Here is a 20,312-nt window from a genome sequence, read left to right as displayed (position 1 = left end):
GTTCTCGTCGCCCCGGCGCGGCAGTTTCAAATATTTGATATCAACCCCGCCAATCGCGCCTCGAAAAAACAACTTGAGGTAGATTGCAACTTCCGATACGCTTAAAGAAGGAGACACCAAGCGGGGGACGACACATTGCCGAACAAGAGATTGGGAAACGCGACGTACAAGGCTTACCGCCTGCTCGGGCTGGTGCACCTGTCGGCCACAGGAGAACTAACGAACTTCAACGACAAGCCCGACTTCGAGCAGCTGCCATTTTTGATCGATCCGCCGATGTATGCGTTCTATGTCATCTCGCCGGATATCGGACTACCCGCGACGCGGCCCTTCACGTATGAGGAAACGATCTCGTTTCCGAAATCGGCAAAGTCCATTCGCATGCAGGATGCGACCGGTTTTCATGACGTCCCGATCGCCGAGGTTGTCGTTCCCGATTTTGACGCGGCAACGCCGATCAAGGACGGCGCCAATTTTTGCGTCTACGGCGGGCATGGGATCATTCCGTTAATGGTCGGGCCATGCGGGCCGGACGTGTCGGGGCTCTATGAGCGGGTCTTTGGCCCAGCTTCGTTTGCAGACTGCGAGAACTACGCAAAAAAGAATAAAGGTTTGTGATTAACCGATTTGGAGACGGCAATGACGATTTTGAAGGATACTTTCAAAGCATGGATCGACAAGCAGCCGCCCGGACCCAATAAGCTTATTGTTGTCGGCAAGATAGAAGTGAACACGGGCGGCTGGAAGGCAACGCTGAAGCCCGCAGAACCCCAGGGCATCAATCCTGATATCCTCATTCTGCAATTGGCGACGATAGAGCCAACTGGAAATGTCATTCAGGTTATTTCTACGATCGATGCTCGCTACGAGCAAAGCCCTTCCGCGCGGGATTACACCGACGTCACCATTATGCATGGCGCAACATCGTTCACCATTCCGGTCACGACGGCGTCCTAGCTAGCGAAGTAAGCGAAGTCGCGGGACATTGTGGCGCCGGCGATTGCGGCGCGATAGTCCGCTCGTTCCCTACCTCAGCCCCGTCCCGTGGCACCGCTGACACTTCACCACCTTCTCGCCCTTCTTCAACAAGCCCTTGCCTTCGCAATTCTTACACTTCTGCTTCTTCTTGGTGTTGGGGCCTTTCTGGTTCGGTCGATCGTCTGCCATGATGGCTCCTGCGGATGATGTGAAACTGTTGTAAGCGGTCTAGCACGCGGGCCCGGCCCGGCGTGCATCGTTTCGCCGCGCGGATGCGGGTTGAAAAGCGGGTCCGATGGGATCATCCTTCGGGCGGGTCGCATATCGGCCACGACTCAGACGAGAAGCAGCCTGTGACCAATACTGCCAAACACCCGGCCAAAACCCCGACCACCTCCCCCGCCCGCTAGCCATGCCCTACAAGCTCGCCATCTTCGACATGGATGGCACGCTGTCCGACAGCTTTTCGTGGTTTCTCAGCGTCATCAATTCGGTCGCCGACAAGCACAAGTTTCAGCGCGTCGAACGCGACCGCATCGACGAGTTGCGGAGCGTCGGCGCCGGTGAGCTGATCCGGCTGCTCGGTGTCGCCAAATGGCGGATCCCGTTGATTGCGCGCGACATGCGCAAGCGCAAGGCGCAGCAGATCGACCGCATTTCGCTGTTCCCAGGCGTCGACCGCATGTTCTGTGAATTGAAGGCGCGTGGCATGACGATTGCGATCGTCAGCTCCGACAGCGAGGACAATGTCCGACACGTGCTCGGCGATCTCGATCAGCACGTCGCCTATTTCGCCTGCGGCGCCGGCCTGTTCGGCAAGACGGCGAAATTTCAGCGCATCCTTGAGCTCACCGGCATCTCTGTCGATGACACGATCAGCATCGGTGACGAGATCCGCGATATCGACGCTGCGCGCGAGGCCGGGATCGATTTCGGCGCGGTGACGTGGGGCTATACCAGCGGAGCCGCCCTGGAAGCGCGCGCACCGAATTATCTGTTTTCCCGGATCGACGAGGTGATCGCGGCGCTGGCTGTGCCAGGACGCTAACGGCTGACGACAGACAGGCGAGACCCGCCGGCCTCACGACAAGACCGGCAGGCCTGATCGCTTGTTGTCACTGCCCGTGCTGGGCCATTTCCCCATCGCTCAAATCCCAGTCCTGCCACAACTGCAGTGCTGCCACCAGCACCACGAGGCCGCCGAGGCCGGTATGGATGAATCTGAGTATGCCATCGCCGGAGTAGCCAAGGAAAAGTGGCGACGCAATCAGCCACAGGCCGAGAATGATCTCGGCCACCTCCTCCCAGCGTTGCAGCGCGACGTACTGAAGCTGGGCAAGGCCAAACACCAGGACGCCAACCGCCACCGCGTTAATGATCACGGCGCTGGGGGTCCCCCCGGTATATTGATGACCGTTCTGCGTAGGAAACCAGGGCGACAGCGCAATCAGGACGCCAAGCGCCATGCCAAACCAGTCTTCCCACGTGCGATGCGTACCGAGAAACCAAGAGTCTGACATCGTGACCTCCTCCAAAAAGAGGCATACGTCAGCGGCCGTTGGCATGACACTCCAACTGTCAAACGACCGATCCGGCCGCTTTGGGGCGTATGTCTGTCATTGACGTAGGAACCCGCTTTGCGTTTGCAAGGCCACGCCAAAGCCATTTTTCATAGCGCGCGGATCAACAGAAAGCCCTGCGCTGCGACACGGGTTTCCCCGGTCAGATGAAGCATGCGGCGGCTGCATTGCACCCGTTTGGAAATGACTGCTACCTTCTCCCGGACACCTGTGAATGGAATGAGAATGAGCAACGCGGTTTATAACAATACTTCGCTTCACCGTTTCGAACTCGCGGTCGACGGCCATATCGCTTTCGCCGAATATACCCGGACGTCCGATACCATCACCTTCGTCCATACCGTTGTGCCGGACGAATTGGGCGGCAGAGGTGTGGGTTCGCAGCTTGCCCGCGGCGCGCTCGATGCCGTCCGTGCACAGGGATTGAAGGTCGTGGCGCAATGCCCCTTCATCGCGGCATATATCGCGAAGCATGCGGACTATCAGGATTTGCTGAAAGACGCGGCATGACTGGCGTTCGCGACAACAAGGCGCTCAATCGCTTCGAGCTGGATGTCGGCGAATCCGTCGCCTTTGCGAATTATCGCCGCGCCGGCGATCGCGTCATCATCACGCATACCGAGACGCCGCCTGCCCTGCGCGGCCGCGGCATCGCGTCAGAACTGGTCAAGGGCGCGCTCGGATTGATCCGTGCGGATGGGCTGAAGGTCGTGGCGGGTTGTTCGTTCGTGGTGGATTATCTGCGCCAACATCCGGACTATGCGGACCTGGTGAATTAGGGCGTGGACTCATAAGCGCGCAGCCAAATCCGAATGGCTGCGAGCTTTATGAAGGCGAGGTAATTTGCGGCGAGTTTGTCATATCGGGTAGCGACGCGCCGGCATTGCTTTATCCTATTGAAGAAACGCTCCACCAAATTGCGTGCCCGATACAGATATGGGCTAAAACAGATTGGGTCTCTGCGATTTCGCTTCGGAGGAATGTTGGCCCACGCACCTCGGTCACCGGCGAATGCCCTAATCCAGTCTGCATCGTACCCTCGATCAGCCAACAACATCGCGCCTGATTTTAGATCAGACAGCAGCTCGGTGACGAGCCGGTTGTCGTGGGCCTCACCGGTCGTTAGTTCAAGGCGAACCGGCATTCTGTTGCTATCGACGCCGACATGCTTGCCACCCCCGATACTCGCCCGCATGAACCAAACCGCAGGACCGGGCCACTAAGGCACAGCAGTTTGGCCGGTTTTCATTGCCATCGCTTTCGGCTGTGGCACGGTTCGGACGTCATCTTGGCGGATTGGAATCGTCAATGCCCCTTCTCGACTTGCTCTACCTCGTTGTCGTCGTGCCGCTATTGCCGCTGCTGGCCGGCGCCGGCCTGTTCATGCTGACCCGTTCCCACTTGATCGCGGCAGGCCTTTCCGCCCTCGGCTTCGGCGCTTGGGGAGGCTTGTACTTCTCTCGCTTGTCACTAAACGGCCCTTTGTCGGGCGCGCTCTACGGATTAGGAGTCGACGGCGTCACCAACGGGTTAGTGGCGTTGGCCGGCAGCGGCTACGTGCACCTGATCGGAGCGGAGGCGCGACGCCTCGGCACGGAGCGGACGGCAATCGTGCACGCCGTCGGCATCGCCTTCGCAGCAACAGCATTTGTTCTGCTCTTTGTGACGCATGGCTCAGACAAGGTCGGGATCGGGCTCTATCTCTTAATGCTCGCGTGGTCGCTCGGAGCCGTGGCTGCAACCGGCAGCTTCGGCGGTGTCGTCGCCACGATGGCGTTGGTGATGGTCGCCATGGTGCATGGCATCTGGGGCGCCGCAATCGCCAGTGGTGTCCGCGATGCCGGCCAAGCCTATATCGCGATCTTCACCGTGCCGCTGTTGCTGGTGCCTGTTCTCGCGATCGCCGCCTTTGGCAGGTGGCTCGGCGGCGCCCTCCGAGTGCGCGGAAGCCATAGGCGACCAGGACAGGTGGGCCGCGCGGATTAATGTCGCCTGTTGGCATAAAAGGGACCTGAGGCGATGTAGAGCTTGAGTCTGCAATGTGCCGAATAGCGGAAACGGGTTGAGCTTGCTTGCGAACCTCAATTTATGAGTACACGCTCTAGGCGGTTATCCCGCCACCGTCACTCCGGGCGTCCGGCTCGTCATTCCCCGGCAAACCAATTGGTTTGCCGGGGAATGACGAGTGTTGGGCGGGCGCAAAAGCGTCAAACATTTTTTCCTATCTCCCGTTGACAACATCTTCGCCAGGTTTATATTCCCCTCCGTCCTGCCCCACCGAGAGGGGCGAGCGCGATCGTCACGTTCGCGGGGTGGGATGCGGGGGACGCCGGAGATGCGGCGTCACGCGGTTCATGGGGGACGTCTGTCTTCGGGCAGGACGGATCTGCGCCAGCACTGCCACTGGCAAGGAGACGGCCGACCTTGGGATGGACAGACCCCTGGACAGTGTGACGGACGACCAAGTCAAAACGTGTCCGGCCTATTCGCTTGAGGCTCCCTTCCCATCGCCTTGGGACTTTAATTCGCGATCGGAGCGTTCGTCGAGGCAAAGTGCAAGCAACCGAAAAAACACCGCAGGCGGAACGTCGGGCAATCGCTCGGCGCCTCCGAAAGTCCTGATGCATTATCCTTGCGGAAGACCGCATCGCATCAGGCCCAAGGGTGCAACGGGCACCCGGCGTTCCGCACGCCCTCTCGCAAGGGGGCGGGAATGCAAGAGACGACGGCGCCCCCGCGCCGCAAACAATGGGGGCGAAGACGCATGTCTGCAGCGCAGTGGCTGTTTGACATTCAAATCGGACGACAGCGCCTGCGGGGAAACAATCGCTCTCAAACGACCTTGATCGACATGTCCGGCAAGCCCTGAATCTTGCAAAGCAGCACGTCGCCTTTCACGACCGGGCCGACATTCTCCGGTGTGCCGGAATAGATGATGTCGCCGGCCTTCAGCTCGAAGGCGTCCGAGAGTTTCGATATCTGCTCGGCGACGCTCCAGATCATCTTGTCGAGATCGGAGGTCTGTTTCACGGCGCCATTCACCGCGAGCGAGATCGGCCCCTTGGTCATGTGGCCGGTCTTGGCGACCGGATGGATCGGGCCGATGACTGCGGCGTGGTCAAAACTCTTGCCGATCTCCCATGGCTTCTTCTCGTCGCCCATGGCGCGCTGCAGGTCGCGGCGTGTCATGTCGAGTCCAACAGCATAGCCATAGACATGGTCGAGCGCCTTATCGACGGGGATATTGGTACCGCCGGATTTCAGCGCGGCGACGAGTTCGACCTCGTAATGATAGTTCTTGGTGAGCGACGGATACGGGTGATCGGCGACCTCGCCGATCTTGACGTTCTGGATCGCGTCGGTCGGCTTCTGGAAGAAGAACGGCGGCTCGCGCGTCGGGTCCGATCCCATCTCGCGGGAATGCGCCGCGTAGTTGCGACCGATGCAATAGATGCGCCGCACCGGAAACACGTCGGTCTCGCCGACGATGGGGATCGTCACCGTCGCGACCGAGAATATGCCCTTGGGACCGGCCTGCGCCTGAGCGGCCTCGCCCGCCAATGCGCTGCCAGCCAAGGCAACGGCACCGGTGGTCAGAATCGTTCTGCGGTTGATGGGGTCCATGGCGTTTCTCCTCGTATGTTTTGTCTTGTTTTCTGATCTTGTATTTATGCGTGCTGGTATACCACAGCAAAAAGGCCCGCGCGAGCGCGGGCCTTCAACTCCGTCCCAAATGGGAAGTTTAGTGCTTGATGTCGGCCGGCAGCTTGCCGCCATTGGCAGCGAGCTTGGTCATCATCTGCTTGTGCAGCCAGATGTTCATGCTGGCGGAATCGCTGGTGTCGCCGGTGTAACCGAGCTCTTTGGCGAGATCCTTGCGGGCCGACAGGCTGGAGTCGATGTCGAGCGCCTTCATCAGGTCGACGATCGAGGTCTTCCATTCCAGCTTCTCGCCCTTGGCCGCCACCGCCTTGTCGAGGATCGCAGCAACGTCAACACTGTCCATCGGCGCGGCGCCTGCGGGAGTCGAACCGCCGGCGGCCGGCGCGGCATCAGGGGATGCTGCACTGGCGCTGGTGCCGAAAATCGCGCCCATGATCTTTCCGAAAATGCTCATATGTCGCTCCCAATAGCTTTCGTGACAGATTGAAGAATTCGTGCCGTGTTTGGTTCCGGCAGCACCAGCCGGTTCGTACTTGTATCCGCCCACCACTCGCTTGCCAATGCGACGCGATAGACTGCGGGGAAGAGTCGTTCCAAGCAACTGCCCAAGCCAGTTGGCAAAGTTATCGGCGGATCGTTTGACATCGGTAGCAAGGTCCGCCTGAATTGAGGCAAAAGCCCGGCCGCTGCATTGCAGCGCTGTGAATGTCCGACGACATTTTCACCGAAGCGTGAGCCACGGCGTCAGGTGCTGACCACGCCGCAAGGCTGGCAGCTCATCATCTTCAATGGCGCAGCGACGAGTAATGTGGACCCGATAGTCTGATCTCGCCCAATGACGGCCTCTCGCAGAATTGCGCGAGAGGCCGTCATGCCGTTCTGATATCACTGCGCAAGCCTTGTTTTGGCCGTGGTTCACCGGAAGGCTCATCGCGCACTATCGTTCGCGACACACGATTTCATCATCGAATGAGAGCCTTGAGACCATGCGCGCCCTGCTTTGTACGTTCCTGCTTGGTACAGTCCTGATCTCACCACTAGCGCCGGCCGTTGCTGCGCCCTCCTGCGGCACCGGCAGTTTCGATGGCTGGCTCGCCGCCTTCAAGACGGAAGCCGTCGGTAAGGGCATTTCGCAGAAGACCGTCGATGCAGCACTGACCGGCGTCACCCTCGACAACAGCGTATTGTCGCGCGACCGCGGCCAGCAGGTCTTCAAACAAAGCTTCGAGGAATTTTCCGGGCGCATGGTGCCACCAAGGCTGCGTCGCGGCAGCGACATGCTGAAGCGTTACGGCTCGGTACTCGGGCGCATTGAACAGCAATATGGGGTGCCCGGTCCGGTGCTGGTGGCGATCTGGGGATTGGAGACCGACTATGGCGTGAACGTCGGCAAATTCCCTACCATCCGCGCCATCGCGTCGCTCGCATATGATTGTCGACGCGCCGAGATGTTTCGCGGTGAATTGCTCGATGCCCTGCGCATCGTCGACCGCGGCGACCTCGCGCCGGCCGAGATGCATGGCGCCTGGGCCGGCGAAATCGGCCAGACGCAATTCATGCCATCGTCCTACCTGAAATTCGCTGTCGACTTCGACGGCAATGGCCATCGCGACCTGCTGCGCAGCGCGCCCGACGTGCTGGCCTCAACGGCAAACTACCTCGCCAGCTATGGCTGGAAACGCGATCAGGATTTTGCGCCGGGGACTGCGAACTTCGCGGTCATCCAGCAGTGGAACAAGAGCGAGGTCTATTCGAAGACCATTGCCACTTTCGCCAGCCAGCTTGCCAAAGAACCATAGACTCGCATGGGATGATGGAAGGGCCGTCCGCTCCTCAGCAAGCGGCCCCTCCCGTGATGTCCTACTTCGTCATGCCGACATGCATGGCCCTGGTCAGATGGACAGCACACACGCCCATCTTGTTGTCGAGCAACGCGGTCTGCGCATCCGTCATTTCCTTGAACGCAACCCACTTCGCATCGCCGTCCGGCATCGCTTCGACGGCGGTTTCGGTTTTCAGCAGGTTGCTGCCGCTGCAGCCTTCCATACGTGCAGCCGAAGCCGGCACCGTAGCGAACACAACAGCAGCCATGGCGGCCGCTCCCAGTAATCTTGTGATCATCTTATTTGTCCTTCGCAACAGACCGACGCCATTGCCGGATTCTGTAGAAGGAATTGATACGTCCCGCTGCGATCCAGGAAATAACAGCCGCAGTGAATTGAATGTGAGCCGGTTGTGATCGCCACCAAGAACACTCAGCTTTTTGGCGCTTCAGAAATCGAGAGCAACAAACTTACACAAATGTAATTCGCACGCATTCACTGACGTCGCGGCATCGGCCTTTTGATGTGCTTCCGCCAACAGCAACCGCGTTTCGCGCAGGACCTCAGTTGCATATGTATTTGCCTTCACGCATGCAGTTTAGAGACAAGTCGTCGCGCAAGCCTCGCGTAAGGATGACTTCATGTTCATTTTTAACGCTCGTATGCGAATCGCGCATAGCGAAGCCGGACGGGAACTTACGAGGAACCGCCGAGCACGCTGGCTGATTGAGGCCAGAAAGGTCTTATGGGGGCGGTTCCGCTTCCGGCATCCATTTGAGCCATGGCAGATCTTCAAACGCATGATTTAACTGACTAATTAATGCCTATAGCCTCGACTGAAGGTGCCCTAATACGCACCATGCCTGCAAAATCACCTCTCAGCGCCGAGAGGTTAATCATTCCTTGCGCGAGCTATGCGGTCTCTGAGTAGCTGCACCGCAACATTTCGACTGCTGCACCGCGATATTGTCACCTATATTCACTTCAACAGCGAAGCACCTCGCAAGAGATGAATCGCTTAACGAAGGAGAACTCAAATGCTGCTTTCATTCATCCGCATGATCCAGGCGTTCCGCGACTATCAGCGCAACGTTGCCGAACTCTCCCAGCTCAGCGATCGCGAGCTTTCCGACATCGGTCTCGACCGTTCGGACATTCCGCGTGTTGCTTCTGGCGCCTATAACGGCTGATCCGTCAGGACGTTCTATCTGTCCTGCCTGACGTTTCACGGATTGCGCCCGCCTCGCGCGGGCGCAATCGTGGTTCCCTGAAGACACCGTCTTCGGAGCCAGACGCGTTCGAACCAAAGCGTCTTCAAAGCTTTGGCTAACCGGCCGAATTTCCGCGAAGCGAATTCCACTTCGCGCCGAAACGCGCTACATGCGGGGCCATGACAACAGCCCCAAACCCAGACGACTGCGTCCATGTGATCGGCGCGGGCCTTGCCGGCTCGGAAGCCGCCTGGCAGGTCGCCAATGCCGGCATTCCCGTGATCTTGCACGAGATGCGGCCGCACCAGATGACCGATGCCCATCGGACCGATGGCCTTGCCGAACTGGTCTGCTCCAATTCCTTCCGTTCTGACGACGCGCTCAACAACGCTGTCGGCCTGCTGCACGCCGAGATGCGCAAGCTGGGCTCGCTGATCATGCGCTGCGCCGATGCCAACCAGGTGCCCGCCGGTGGCGCACTGGCAGTGGATCGCGACGGCTTCTCCGATGCCGTGACCAACGCGCTGAACGACCACCCGCTCATCACCATCGACCGCGCCGAAGTCGCCGGCCTGCCGCCTTCCGACTGGCGCAATGTCATCGTCGCGACAGGGCCATTGACCTCAGCAGCGCTCGCGGACGGCATCCGTGGGCTAACCGACGAGAACGCGCTGGCCTTCTTCGATGCCATCGCGCCGATCGTGCACAAAGACTCCATCGACATGGAGATCGCCTGGTTCCAGTCGCGCTACGACAAGGTCGGACCCGGCGGCACCGGCGCCGACTACATCAACTGCCCGATGACCCATGAGCAATATGACGCCTTCATCGATGCGCTGCTGGCGGGCGAAAAGACCGACTTCAAGGAATGGGAAACCAACACGCCCTATTTCGACGGCTGCCTGCCCATCGAAGTGATGGCCGAGCGCGGCCGCGAGACGCTGCGTCACGGCCCGATGAAGCCGGTCGGTCTCACCAACCCACGCGATCCCCTCGTGAAGCCCTATGCCATCGTGCAGCTGCGCCAGGACAATAAGCTCGGCACGCTCTACAACATCGTCGGCTTCCAGACGAAGCTGAAATACGGCCCGCAGCAGCAGGCGCTGCGCATGATCCCCGGCCTGCAGAATGCCGAATTCGCACGGCTTGGCGGCCTGCATCGCAACACCTTCCTGAACTCGCCGAAGCTGCTCGACGAACAACTTCGCCTTAAGGCACAGCCGCGGCTGCGTTTCGCCGGCCAGATGACCGGCTGCGAAGGCTATGTGGAGTCCGCCAGCGTCGGCCTAATCGCCGGCCTCTATGCCGCGGCCGATGCCAAGCGTCAGTCGCTGGCGTCCCCGCCCGTGACGACGGCCCTGGGCTCGTTGCTCGGCCATATCACCGGCGGCCATATCGAAACCGTCGATGCAGGACCGCGCTCTTTCCAGCCGATGAACATCAATTTCGGCCTGTTCCCGCCGCTGGCTCAGGCGCCTACCAAGAAGCCCGACGGCTCGCGGCTGCGCGGCAATGAGAAGACCGTTGCCAAGAAGCAGGCGATGAGCGTGCGGGCGCTGGCCGACATGGATGACTGGATTGCCGCCAGCCTGCCCGTTGCAGCCGCGGCATGACGCCGGCGATTTGAATTTCAGGATTGTTCGATGAGTTTGCCGCCACAGGACGCCGCAGCGCTGTCCAAGACCTGGACCGAAGGCGTGTTGCTGAAACGCGACGTGTTCTCGACCGTCGAGCGCGGCCGCTATCGCACGTCATCGGGCGAAGTCGATGCGGTGCTGCGCCGGCTCGATCAGGTGCCGTGGTGGTCATACCTGCTGGCGCTGCATCTGTTCACGCGGGAACGCCGCGCACTGACGCTGGCGCGCGATCTGCGCGTCGGGCCTGAATTGCTCTGGGCCGGCGACCGCGCGCTGGTGCGTGGCTTCATCGACGGCGTCGCGCTGCATCTCGCCAAGCCGCATGGCGATGGTCGCTACTTCAAATCCGCGAAGCTGGCGCTGCGCAAGCTGCATCGCATGGGCGTGTGCCATAACGATCTCGCCAAGGAGCAGAACTGGCTGCGCGGCAGCGATGGCCTCGCCTACGTCACCGACTTCCAGCTCGCGGTCTGCTTCAAGTCCCGCAGCCAGCTGTTTCGCATCGCTGCCTATGAAGACCTGCGTCATCTCCTGAAGCACAAGCGCACTTACGCGCCAGAACTGCTGACGCCGAAGGAAAAGGCGATCCTGGCGAAGAAGTCGCTGCCAGCACGGATCTGGCTGATGACCGGCAAGAAGGTCTATCGCGCCATCACACGCGGCATCTTCAACTTCACCGACCGCGAGGGCGGCGGCAAGCGTCTGGTCAACGACGCGCCCCCTCTGCTCGAGATCATCAAACAGAACCCGGCGGTGCGCGACGCATCGATCGTCGCCTTTGCCGACCGGCGCACTGGCGTCGGACTCTATGCTTTCGTGGAAGCCGATGATGTCGCGCTGGAAGCGAAGCTGCAGGGTGAACTGGCTGCCGCAAAGGCTGCGAAGCCGCCTGAGCATCTGCAGGTCGTCGCAGCCCTGCCCCGCGACGCGTCAGGCCGCATTCGCACCGAAGTGCTGCAGCTCGTCGCCATGAACCAGGTCGATCTGCTGGAGCCATTGATGACCAGCGACGCCGACCGCGCATTCCTGAAGGGCATCCTGGAGTCGCGGAAGAACCTGCGCGACCGTTTCAACTTCGAGACGACAGACCAGAAGCTGACGTCACACTGAGCGCGAGGCGCGCCACAGCGTCCACAGGGTCCGCAGCCGCGATCTCACATGGAGCTCGAACGGATCGTGATCCGCTCGGGCCATCTGCTCCAGATCGTGTTTCACCAGCGCCATGGACAAAAACGCCTTACGCGCAGCCGGCGACACATCGGCAAGCATTCCCTGCGCTGTCGCGAGTTGCTCCTGCGCACCTGATATCAGCCGATCCAGCGTTGCGCGGATACCGGGCGTCATCTTGCCGGCAAACATCTGATCGGCGCTGCTGCCGTTTTGCAGGAGCATGTCCTGCGGAATGAACAATTGCCGCCGCATCGTGTCATAGGGCAGACGCGTCACGATCCGCGCGACGCCTTGGGCCAGCCCGGCATGCTCGGCGACATGCACGCTGGCCTCCGACCCGTCGCCGAGGATCTTTGCCGATGAGAACAGCAAAGTCCCGAGCGTATCGCGAAAGTGGCTCTCAAGCAGCGCGAGATCCGGCATCGGGTCGTTGTAGAGATCGAAGATGTGCACATCGATCAGCTTGGACAGCCTGTCGATGGAAAGATCGTGCGCGCGGATCGCCAGAAGTAATTCGGCAGCAACGGGGTTCTGTTCGACATCGCCATGACCTGCGCCGGCCAGCATGTCGGTCCACCATTGCAACCGGATCTCGCCAGGCAATGGCTGTTTCACCAGCTCGCGGACGCGGGTAATTTCCGTATTGAACGCATAGAGCGCCAGCAGCGAACGGCGCTTGTCGGCAGGCACGAACAAGGTCGATGCGTAGCGGTCGAAGTCGTGGCTGCGCACCAACTCCGCGCAGAAAGCCGCGGAGCTCTGATCAGCACCACTCATGGCACCGCGATCAGCGCAGCGGCAACGCGGCGGCGTTCGCCCAACATGACATTATAGGTGCGGATCGCAGGCCCGGTTTGCATCGCGTCGATCACCACGTGAAGATTGCGCAAGGCGTTGCGAAGATCGTTCGGGACGATCCAGACCTCATTGCCGGTGCCGATGATCAGCGTGTCGATGCCTGCCGCGCCTTCGAACACGCGCCGCAACGAATGGCGGTCGATGTCACTGGCCCTGGTGACCGACCACGCCCACACCGCATCGGGCAGGCACAGCAGCGAGCCCTGATGCGACATGGTGTCGAAGTGGAAGCCGCCCTTGCCGTAGGCTTCGATGGCGGCCGAGCGCGGAAGGTGCGGCGCTTCGGGATCGACCGGCATCTCAGGGCTTCGGCTTCGCGGCCGGCTTGTCGGCGTCTTCGCGGTGTTCGCCGACGCCAAGATAGATCAGCAGCGGCGCAGCGATGAAGATCGAGGTGTAGGTGCCGACCAGCACGACGCCGAAGATCATGACGGCGGTGAAGGAGTGGATCGCCTGGCCGCCAAACGCGTAGAGCGCCAGCAGCGCCAGCGTCACGGTGACGTGGGTGATGATCGAACGCGACAGCGTCGAATTGATCGACTCGTTCAGCAGCTCCGGCATCGGCATCTTCTTGTAGCGACGCAGAATCTCGCGAATACGATCGTAGATGACCACGGTGTCATTCAGCGAATAACCGAGAATGGTCAGCAGCGCCGCAATACTGGTGAGATCGAAGTCGACCTGCGTGATCGACATGAAGCCGATCGTCAGCACGATATCGTGGACGTTGGCGATCATGGCGCCCAGGGCGAACTGCCATTCGAAGCGGAACCAGAGATAGATCAGGATGCCCATGATCGCAACGATCAGGCCGAGCATGCCGTAAGCCAGCAATTCGCCGGAGACGCGCGGACCCACCACTTCGACGCGGCGATATTCGACGCTGTCACCGAGGGCTGCACGAACCTTCTGAACGGCGGCCTGCTGCGCGGCATCGCCACCCGGCTGTTCGGCCAGACGGATCAGCACGTCGGCCGCGCCGCCGAACTGCTGCAGCTGCACGTCGCCGAGTTGCAGGGCAGCGAGCGTCGAGCGCATCGCGCTGATATCGGCCGTACCGGATTTGGCCTGGACTTCGAGCAGCGTGCCACCCTTGAAGTCGATGCCGAAATTCAGCCCGTGCGTGAAGAACAGCACGATGGCGAGGATCGACAGCAGCGCCGAGATCGGGAACGAGATGCGGCGGAAGCGCGTGAAATCGAACTTCGTATCGTCGGGCACGATGCGGAGCGACGGCAGCAGATCGAAGATCGCCACGATCGACAGAATGACGATCAGCGCGCCCAGACCTGCCAGAACCATTTGTGTCGTTGTCAAAATCTGCTCCGTAAACTCAAATCGGCACGCTGGTCGGCCGCTTCCACCTGACCCAGCCGGCGACGATCAGACGGGTCACGGTGAAGGCCGTGAAAACCGTTGTGATGATGCCAATGCCAAAGGTCACGGCGAAGCCGCGGACCGGTCCGGTGCCGATGTAAAACAGCACCGCAGCGGCGATGAAGGTCGTGATGTTGGAATCCAGAATGGTCGCCAGCGCGCGCTTGAAGCCGGCATCGATCGCCGAAATGGCGGTGCGGCCGGCGCGCAACTCCTCGCGGATGCGCTCATAGATCAGCACGTTGGAGTCCACGGCGATGCCGACCGTCAGCACGATGCCAGCGATGCCGGGCAGCGTCAGCGTGGCGTTAAGCAGCGACAGGATACCGAAAATCATCAGCACGTTGATGGTCACCGCGATATTGGCGAACAGGCCGAACAGGCGGTAGGTCAGCAGCATGAAGACGATGACGAGGATCGACCCGACATAGGCCGCAAGCTCGCCCTTGGCGATCGAGTCGGCGCCGAGGCCGGGGCCAACGGTACGCTCCTCGATGATGCTGAGCGGCGCAGGCAGCGCGCCGGCACGCAGCAGGATCGCGAGATCATTGGCGCCCTGCACCGTGAAGCTGCCGGAGATCTGGCCGGAGCCGCCGGTGATCGGCTCGCGAATGACCGGGGCGGAGACCACTTCGTTATCGAGCACAATGGCGAAGGGCAGATTGACGTTCTTCACCGTGGCATCGGCAAACTTGCGCGCGCCGGACGTGTTGAAGCGGAACGAGACGATCGGCTCGTTGGTGCGCTGGTCGAAGCCCGGCTGCGCGTCAGTCAGGTCAGCGCCGGAAACCAGCACTTCCTTCTTCACGAGATACGGCGTCTTCGGCGACTGCGAGCTCATCAGGAGTTCGGAATCGGGCGGCACCCTGCCCTGCGCCTGCTCGGCCGGAATCGAGGTGTCGACCATGCGGAAGTCGAGCTTCGCGGTCTTGCCCAGCAATTCCTTGAGGCGGGTCGGGTCCTGCAGGCCCGGCACCTGCACCAGGATGCGGTCGAGACCCTGACGCTGGATCAGCGGTTCGACGGTGCCGAGTTCGTTGACGCGGCGCTCGACGATCTGGATCGATTGCTCGACCGACTGGCGGATGCGGTCATTGATCGCTGCCGGCGGCACCGAAAGACGGATCAGGCCGTTGCCTGCGTCCGAGACTTCCAGGCTGCGCTGGCCGCTTTGCCCCATCAAGCCGCCGAGCGGCTGTGACAGTTCACGCAGCTTGGTGAGCGCGGTCTGATACTCGGTGTCCTTGGTGATACGGACTTCGACATTGTCGCCGCGAACGCCAAGGCCGGTGTAGACGATCTTGGCATCACGCAGTGTGCGGCGGACGTCGTCGCGCACCTGATCGAGCTTGTCCTTCTTGACCGAATTGGCATCGACTTCGAGCAGGATGTGCGAGCCACCCTGCAAGTCGAGGCCCAGCACCAGATGGCGCTGCGCCCATTTTGGCCAGGTTTTCACGGTGGCTTCGGGGAAGAAATTCGGAACCGCGCACAGGCAGACCACGAGCGCCGTCAGAATGACCGCCAGCGCCTTCCACCGCGTGAAATACAACATCGAGATGATCCGTCAGATTCTTGAAATGGCGACGCGCAAACGCATCAGCTCGCGGCCGCGTCGTCCTTGGCATCAGCCTTGTCCGCCTTCTCCTTGGCGGGCTCACCCTTGGTGCGCACGCCCGAGATCATCGTGCGGAGCTGACGTACGCGAACGCCTTCGGCGAGTTCGAACTCAACCTGCTCGTCATCGACCACCTTGGTGACCTTGCCGACCAAACCGCCCGAGGTGACGATGGTGTCGCCGCGGCGGATGTTCTTCACCATCTCGGCGTGGTCCTTCACCTTCTTCTGCTGCGGACGCAGGATTAGGAAATACATGATCACGAAGATCAGCGCGAACGGCAGCAGCGACATCAGCATGCTGTTGGTGTCGCCGCCGGCTGCAGCCTGGGCAAACGCAGGGGTAATGAACATCGGGAAGTCCTCGTAAACGCTGGGGAATAAACCGGCGACGCGTCGGCGTTCGGCCGGTTTGGGTAAATTCGCGCGGACTATAGCGGCCGGCGTCCCAATTGCAACGCCGGTAAACCCTCTGATTTGTCTGCGATTTGTACCGCTTGCAGATGTGTTCCGGGCTCGATATGGGTGCGCGCCGAGGAAAGTCAAAAATGTCAAAAAAGCCCAATAAAACAAGCCGCCGCCCTGCCAAAAAGGCTCTCGCGACCCGCACGACGAAGACCGCGGCAAAACGTCCGCGACCAGCCGCCGCTCCCCCGATGGAGGAGCGGATCGCGCTCGCCCTCGAAGCAATTGCCGCGGGTATGGCTGCCACGGCGCCGAAGCGCTCCAATGCCGATTCTCTGGCCAGAGCCGAGGCCTTCATCTGGCATCCCGACGGCCGCCTGGCTCCCGTACCAAAGGTCAGCCGGGTCGATATTGGCCTGCTGCAGGGCATCAATCAGCAGGTCGACACCCTGATCGAGAACACAAGGCGTTTCGCCAACGGCCTGCCGGCCAACAACGCGCTGCTTTGGGGTGCGCGCGGCATGGGCAAGTCGTCGCTGGTCAAGGCCGCACATGCCTCGGTCAATACCAGCAAATCCGTCGCCGGCCGCCTCAAGCTGGTCGAGATCCATCGCGAGGACATCGAGAGCCTGCCGGCGCTGATGGAGCAGATCCGCGCCTCGGATTTCTATTTCATCGTGTTCTGCGATGATCTGTCTTTCGACGGCAACGATGCGTCCTACAAGTCGCTTAAGGCTGTACTGGAAGGCGGCATCGAAGGCCGGCCGGACAACGTGATCCTCTATGCGACCTCGAACCGCCGCCATCTTCTAGCGCGCGAGATGATCGAGAACGAACGCTCGACCGCGATCAATCCCGGCGAAGCCGTCGAGGAGAAGGTGTCGCTGTCGGATCGTTTCGGCCTCTGGCTCGGCTTCCACAAATGCAGCCAGGACGAATATCTCGACATGGTGCGCGGCTATTGCAGCCATTACGGCATCAAGACCGACGCCGCCGAGCTGGAGCGAGACGCATTGGAATGGTCGACCACCCGTGGCTCGCGCTCAGGTCGCGTGGCCTGGCAGTTCGTGCAGGAGCTCGCTGGCCGTCTCGGCGTGAAGCTGGCCACAAAGTAAAGGCAAATGCCGCCCCGTCATGACAACGGGGCGGCATTCGACTCGCCCTAGGCGAGGCTTCGCAACTCACGTGCCGCCGCGACCATATTCACGAGCGCAGGCCGCACCTCCTCCCATTTGCGGGTCTTCAGCCCGCAATCGGGATTAATCCAGAGCTGGGAGTCCGCCAGCCGCTGCCGTGCAAGCTTGAGCAGATCGACCATATCGCGCGTTTCAGGCACCCGCGGCGAGTGGATGTCGTAAACGCCCGGACCTATCTCGTTCGGGTACTTGTAGGTCCTGAATGCATCGAGCAGTTCCATCTTCGACCGTGACGTTTCGATGGAGATCACGTCGGCGTCCATGGCACCGATAGCGTCGATGATGTCGTTGAACTCCGAGTAGCACATATGCGTATGGATCTGCGTGTCATCCCGCACGCCTGACGAACAGATGCGGAAGCTCTCCACGGCCCAATCGAGATAGGACTTCCATTCCGATTTGCGCAGCGGAAGCCCTTCGCGGAGTGCCGCTTCGTCGATCTGGATCATACCGGCGCCAGCCTTTTCCAGATCGAGCACCTCATCGCGTATCGCGAGCGCGATCTGGCGACACGCGACTTCGCGGGGAATGTCGTCACGCACGAATGACCAGTTCAGGATCGTGACAGGCCCTGTCAGCATCGCCTTCATCGGCCGGTCGGTGAGCGACTGCGAATAGTGCCACCATTCGACGGTCATGGGATGCGGCCGGGACACGTCTCCAAACAAGACAGGAGGCCGTACATAGCGGGAGCCATAGGATTGCACCCAGCCATGCTTGGTGAAGGCGAAGCCGGAAAGTTGCTCGCCGAAATACTGCACCATGTCGTTACGCTCGAACTCGCCATGCACCAGCACGTCGAGACCGATATTCTCCTGCCAGCGCACCGCCCTCGCCGTCTGGTTCTGCAGGAACGTCTTGTAGGCCGCATCGCTGAGTGTGCCCCTGACATGGGCCCCGCGTGCGTTTCTCACTTCCGCGGTCTGCGGAAACGAGCCGATGGTCGTTGTCGGGAATGCCGGCAGCTTGAAGCGTCGATGCTGTTCGGCAGCGCGCGTGACAAAGTCACTGCCACGACGACGCATTGTCGCGTCCACAGAGGCGACGCGTTTGGCGACCGCAAGATCGTGGATCTTCGACGATGCCAGTCGCGCAGCCGCCGCGGCGTCCGACGCGGCAAGCGTTGCAGCGACATCAGCGCGGCTGCCAGCCAGCGCTGCTCGAAGTGCGGCCAGCTCTTCCATCTTCTGGATCGAAAAAGCCAGCCAGCTTTTGACGTCCGGATCGAGATCAGTCTCAAGGCCTAGATCGATCGGCACATGTAGCAACGAACAGGACGGCGCGAGCTCAACGCGATCCCTCCCCAGGAGATCGACCATGGGTTCCAGACTATCGAGCAAGCTGGACAAATCGGACCGCCAGATATTGCGGCCATCGATCACGCCGAGCGAGAGGATCATGTCCTTCCGCGCCTTCGCAGCGACTTCATCGAACTGGTCCTGCGCGCGGACCAGATCGAGATGAAGCCCGGCGACGGGAAGCGACAGGGCCAGATCGAGGTTGTCGCCCAGCTCACCAAAATACGTGTTCAGCATGATCCTGAGTTGCGGAACCGCTTCGGCAAAAGCCGCATAAGTCTTTTGCAGCGCCTGCCGGGCCGGCACGTCGAGATCGAGCACCAGACATGGCTCATCCAGTTGCACCCACTCGGCGCCGCTATCGGCCAATTCCCCGAGCACCTCAACATAGACGGGCAGCAATCCATCGAGCAGCGTCACCGGATCGAATGACGCATCCGCGCTCTTGGCCAACTTCAGATAGGTCACAGGCCCGACTAGCACAGGTCGTGTCTGATAACCCAGCGATCTCGCCTCCTCGTACTCCTTGATCGGCTTGCGCGATGCGAGACTGAAGGTCTGATCCTGCGCCAGTTCAGGCACCATGAAGTGGTAGTTGGTATCAAACCACTTGGTCATCTCCTGTGCTGGTACGCCTTGCGACGTATCATGCGCATGAGAGCCGTGCGTACAGGCCTCGTCATGCGCGGCGCCTTGTGATCCACGTGCCATGGCAAAATAGGTCGCGAAGGAAACGTCTCCGCCCTTCCAGCCATAGACTTTGGGAATGGCGCCGACCATGACGCTGGTATCGAGCACCTGATCGTAGAATGAGAAGTCGTTCGACGGCATGACCGTGATCCCGAGCGACTTCTGACGTGCCCAGTTTGCGGCACGCAGCCCGACGCCGACGTCGATCAGCGCATTCTCATCGATTGCACCGGACCAATAGCTTTCCAGCGCCATCTTGAGTTCGCGCCGCGGACCGATCCGTGGCGTGCCCAATGTAGCAACAGGAAGTGAAGTAGCTGATTTTGAAGAAGTAGACTTTGACACAGTAGACATGGCTTAACCCCAATGATTGGGGGCAAAAGGCCAAAGTGACACGTCTGGATTCCACGACGGCAGTCGCGGAATCGCAACCGCACCACCGGGACACCCCGCCCGAGGACGTTTATGTTGTCGAGGCAGGTCTCCTGGCTCGCGGGTCAATGCTGCTGTCCGGCCTTCCCAAAACCTTTGCAGGTCTCAGTGACTTTAATGGACAGCGGCTCACCGCTTACAGTTGCGGGGGCAGCTCCGGCCTTGGCTTAACGCCTCACCGGCTTCCCTCTTAGCTTCGGGCAAACCTTCCCGAAGAACCACGACATCCTCACATATGGGCAACATCGCGCGGCAGTCAACCGAGCTTGCGTGCGCAAGCTGCCCACTCGCAGCAGCGCGTTGAAGATTCCGGAGCTGGAGTGGGCCGCAGCCCCGAGATCAAACGCAGCAAGCCCGGCACGAGGCCGGGCTTGCTT

The 20,312-nt window shown here is 60.7% G+C and carries 22 protein-coding genes, 1 pseudogene and 1 riboswitch; of the genes and pseudogenes, 11 read left to right on the top strand and 12 right to left on the bottom strand.

What is annotated here, in order from left to right:
- The first annotated feature begins 135 nt into the window (after nucleotides 1-135).
- Together SFY93_RS18005 and SFY93_RS18000 are read left to right on the top strand one after the other, a co-directional pair.
- Entirely contained in the window at nucleotides 136-618 is a 483-nt protein-coding gene (locus SFY93_RS18005) for a hypothetical protein (RefSeq protein WP_320444068.1), read from the top strand.
- Nucleotides 619-639: 21 nt separating this feature from the next.
- The gene (locus SFY93_RS18000) at nucleotides 640-957 is read left to right on the top strand and encodes a hypothetical protein (protein WP_320444067.1); all 318 of its coding nucleotides are present in this window, start codon (nucleotides 640-642) and stop codon (nucleotides 955-957) included.
- Nucleotides 958-1,026: 69 nt separating this feature from the next.
- Here SFY93_RS18000 and SFY93_RS17995 read toward each other — a convergent pair whose 3' ends face one another.
- The gene (locus SFY93_RS17995; protein ID WP_165826921.1) at nucleotides 1,027-1,167 is read right to left on the bottom strand and encodes a hypothetical protein; all 141 of its coding nucleotides are present in this window, start codon (nucleotides 1,165-1,167) and stop codon (nucleotides 1,027-1,029) included.
- Between the two features lie 223 nt (nucleotides 1,168-1,390).
- Here SFY93_RS17995 and SFY93_RS17990 point away from each other — a divergent pair, with 223 nt between their 5' ends.
- Nucleotides 1,391-2,026 carry an HAD-IA family hydrolase gene (locus SFY93_RS17990; protein WP_320444066.1) on the top strand — a complete coding sequence of 212 codons (636 nt, stop codon included), beginning with the start codon at nucleotides 1,391-1,393 and terminating at the stop codon, nucleotides 2,024-2,026.
- 67 nt (nucleotides 2,027-2,093) lie between these two features.
- On the opposite strand, the gene SFY93_RS17985 is transcribed toward SFY93_RS17990, so the two are convergent.
- Nucleotides 2,094-2,498: an SPW repeat domain-containing protein gene (locus SFY93_RS17985; RefSeq protein ID WP_320444065.1), complete on the bottom strand. Its 405-nt coding sequence runs from the start codon at nucleotides 2,496-2,498 to the stop codon at nucleotides 2,094-2,096.
- Between the two features lie 285 nt (nucleotides 2,499-2,783).
- Between SFY93_RS17985 and SFY93_RS17980 the strand changes: the two genes are divergently transcribed.
- Complete coding sequence (locus tag SFY93_RS17980) at nucleotides 2,784-3,068, top strand: GNAT family N-acetyltransferase (protein ID WP_320444064.1); 285 nt, start codon at nucleotides 2,784-2,786, stop codon at nucleotides 3,066-3,068.
- Entirely contained in the window at nucleotides 3,065-3,337 is a 273-nt protein-coding gene (locus tag SFY93_RS17975) for a GNAT family N-acetyltransferase (RefSeq protein ID WP_320444063.1), read from the top strand. Before SFY93_RS17980 ends, SFY93_RS17975 begins: the two co-directional genes overlap by 4 nt.
- Here the strand turns inward: SFY93_RS17975 and SFY93_RS17970 are convergent.
- Nucleotides 3,334-3,726, bottom strand: a pseudogene (locus SFY93_RS17970) (IS5 family transposase); the annotation flags it as partial. The gene SFY93_RS17975 and the pseudogene SFY93_RS17970 sit on opposite strands and share 4 nt — an antisense overlap.
- Nucleotides 3,727-3,866: 140 nt before the next feature.
- Between SFY93_RS17970 and SFY93_RS17965 the strand changes: the two are divergent.
- On the top strand, nucleotides 3,867-4,544 hold the full coding sequence (locus tag SFY93_RS17965; RefSeq protein ID WP_320444062.1) for a hypothetical protein: 678 nt from the start codon (nucleotides 3,867-3,869) through the stop codon (nucleotides 4,542-4,544).
- A gap of 846 nt (nucleotides 4,545-5,390) precedes the next feature.
- On the opposite strand, the gene SFY93_RS17960 is transcribed toward SFY93_RS17965, so the two are convergent.
- Nucleotides 5,391-6,182: a fumarylacetoacetate hydrolase family protein gene (locus SFY93_RS17960; RefSeq protein ID WP_175367030.1), complete on the bottom strand. Its 792-nt coding sequence runs from the start codon at nucleotides 6,180-6,182 to the stop codon at nucleotides 5,391-5,393.
- A 118-nt stretch (nucleotides 6,183-6,300) separates the two neighbouring features.
- A complete protein-coding gene (locus SFY93_RS17955) occupies nucleotides 6,301-6,675 on the bottom strand; it encodes a DUF3597 domain-containing protein (RefSeq protein ID WP_175367031.1) in 375 nt (124 codons plus the stop codon).
- 532 nt (nucleotides 6,676-7,207) lie between these two features.
- Here SFY93_RS17955 and SFY93_RS17950 point away from each other — a divergent pair.
- Nucleotides 7,208-8,020 carry a lytic murein transglycosylase gene (locus tag SFY93_RS17950; RefSeq protein ID WP_175367032.1) on the top strand — a complete coding sequence of 271 codons (813 nt, stop codon included), beginning with the start codon at nucleotides 7,208-7,210 and terminating at the stop codon, nucleotides 8,018-8,020.
- Between the two features lie 61 nt (nucleotides 8,021-8,081).
- Here SFY93_RS17950 and SFY93_RS17945 read toward each other — a convergent pair whose 3' ends face one another.
- Entirely contained in the window at nucleotides 8,082-8,312 is a 231-nt protein-coding gene (locus tag SFY93_RS17945) for a hypothetical protein (RefSeq protein ID WP_320444061.1), read from the bottom strand.
- A 769-nt stretch (nucleotides 8,313-9,081) separates the two neighbouring features.
- Here SFY93_RS17945 and SFY93_RS17940 point away from each other — a divergent pair.
- The 3 genes from SFY93_RS17940 to SFY93_RS17930 all read left to right on the top strand — a co-directional run bounded on the left by SFY93_RS17940 (nucleotide 9,082) and on the right by SFY93_RS17930 (nucleotide 12,002).
- Entirely contained in the window at nucleotides 9,082-9,234 is a 153-nt protein-coding gene (locus SFY93_RS17940) for a DUF1127 domain-containing protein (protein ID WP_081421766.1), read from the top strand.
- 200 nt (nucleotides 9,235-9,434) lie between these two features.
- On the top strand, nucleotides 9,435-10,868 hold the full coding sequence (gene trmFO / locus SFY93_RS17935) for a methylenetetrahydrofolate--tRNA-(uracil(54)-C(5))-methyltransferase (FADH(2)-oxidizing) TrmFO (protein ID WP_320444060.1): 1,434 nt from the start codon (nucleotides 9,435-9,437) through the stop codon (nucleotides 10,866-10,868).
- 30 nt (nucleotides 10,869-10,898) lie between these two features.
- Nucleotides 10,899-12,002, top strand: coding sequence for a serine/threonine protein kinase (locus SFY93_RS17930; RefSeq protein WP_320444059.1), 1,104 nt, complete (start codon nucleotides 10,899-10,901; stop codon nucleotides 12,000-12,002).
- On the opposite strand, the gene SFY93_RS17925 is transcribed toward SFY93_RS17930, so the two are convergent.
- Genes SFY93_RS17925 through yajC form a run of 5 tightly spaced genes read right to left on the bottom strand, consistent with a single transcriptional unit; the run spans nucleotide 11,994 to nucleotide 16,268 of the window.
- On the bottom strand, nucleotides 11,994-12,839 hold the full coding sequence (locus SFY93_RS17925; RefSeq protein ID WP_320444058.1) for a phytoene/squalene synthase family protein: 846 nt from the start codon (nucleotides 12,837-12,839) through the stop codon (nucleotides 11,994-11,996). The two genes, SFY93_RS17930 and SFY93_RS17925, sit on opposite strands and share 9 nt — an antisense overlap.
- Nucleotides 12,836-13,219, bottom strand: coding sequence for an Mth938-like domain-containing protein (locus SFY93_RS17920; protein WP_309943956.1), 384 nt, complete (start codon nucleotides 13,217-13,219; stop codon nucleotides 12,836-12,838). Before SFY93_RS17920 ends, SFY93_RS17925 begins: the two co-directional genes overlap by 4 nt.
- Nucleotide 13,220: 1 nt before the next feature.
- Nucleotides 13,221-14,222 (bottom strand): protein translocase subunit SecF, encoded by a 1,002-nt coding sequence (gene secF, locus SFY93_RS17915; RefSeq protein ID WP_170849718.1) that lies wholly within the window; start codon nucleotides 14,220-14,222, stop codon nucleotides 13,221-13,223.
- A 31-nt stretch (nucleotides 14,223-14,253) separates the two neighbouring features.
- Nucleotides 14,254-15,852, bottom strand: coding sequence for a protein translocase subunit SecD (gene secD / locus SFY93_RS17910; protein ID WP_320444057.1), 1,599 nt, complete (start codon nucleotides 15,850-15,852; stop codon nucleotides 14,254-14,256).
- A gap of 44 nt (nucleotides 15,853-15,896) precedes the next feature.
- Complete coding sequence (gene yajC / locus SFY93_RS17905; protein ID WP_093758697.1) at nucleotides 15,897-16,268, bottom strand: preprotein translocase subunit YajC; 372 nt, start codon at nucleotides 16,266-16,268, stop codon at nucleotides 15,897-15,899.
- A 194-nt stretch (nucleotides 16,269-16,462) separates the two neighbouring features.
- Here yajC and SFY93_RS17900 point away from each other — a divergent pair, with 194 nt between their 5' ends.
- On the top strand, nucleotides 16,463-17,434 hold the full coding sequence (locus tag SFY93_RS17900; RefSeq protein WP_320444056.1) for an ATP-binding protein: 972 nt from the start codon (nucleotides 16,463-16,465) through the stop codon (nucleotides 17,432-17,434).
- A gap of 47 nt (nucleotides 17,435-17,481) precedes the next feature.
- Here SFY93_RS17900 and metE read toward each other — a convergent pair whose 3' ends face one another.
- Entirely contained in the window at nucleotides 17,482-19,857 is a 2,376-nt protein-coding gene (gene metE, locus SFY93_RS17895; protein ID WP_320444055.1) for a 5-methyltetrahydropteroyltriglutamate--homocysteine S-methyltransferase, read from the bottom strand.
- Nucleotides 19,858-19,961: 104 nt separating this feature from the next.
- Nucleotides 19,962-20,173: riboswitch (cobalamin riboswitch) on the bottom strand.
- Nucleotides 20,174-20,312: the final 139 nt, after the last annotated feature.

Source organism: Tardiphaga sp. 42S5 (genome assembly GCF_034044155.1).
GTDB lineage: Bacteria > Pseudomonadota > Alphaproteobacteria > Rhizobiales > Xanthobacteraceae > Tardiphaga > Tardiphaga robiniae.
Note: the sequence above shows the minus strand (reverse complement) of the source record. Positions and strands in the feature narration are given on the sequence as shown.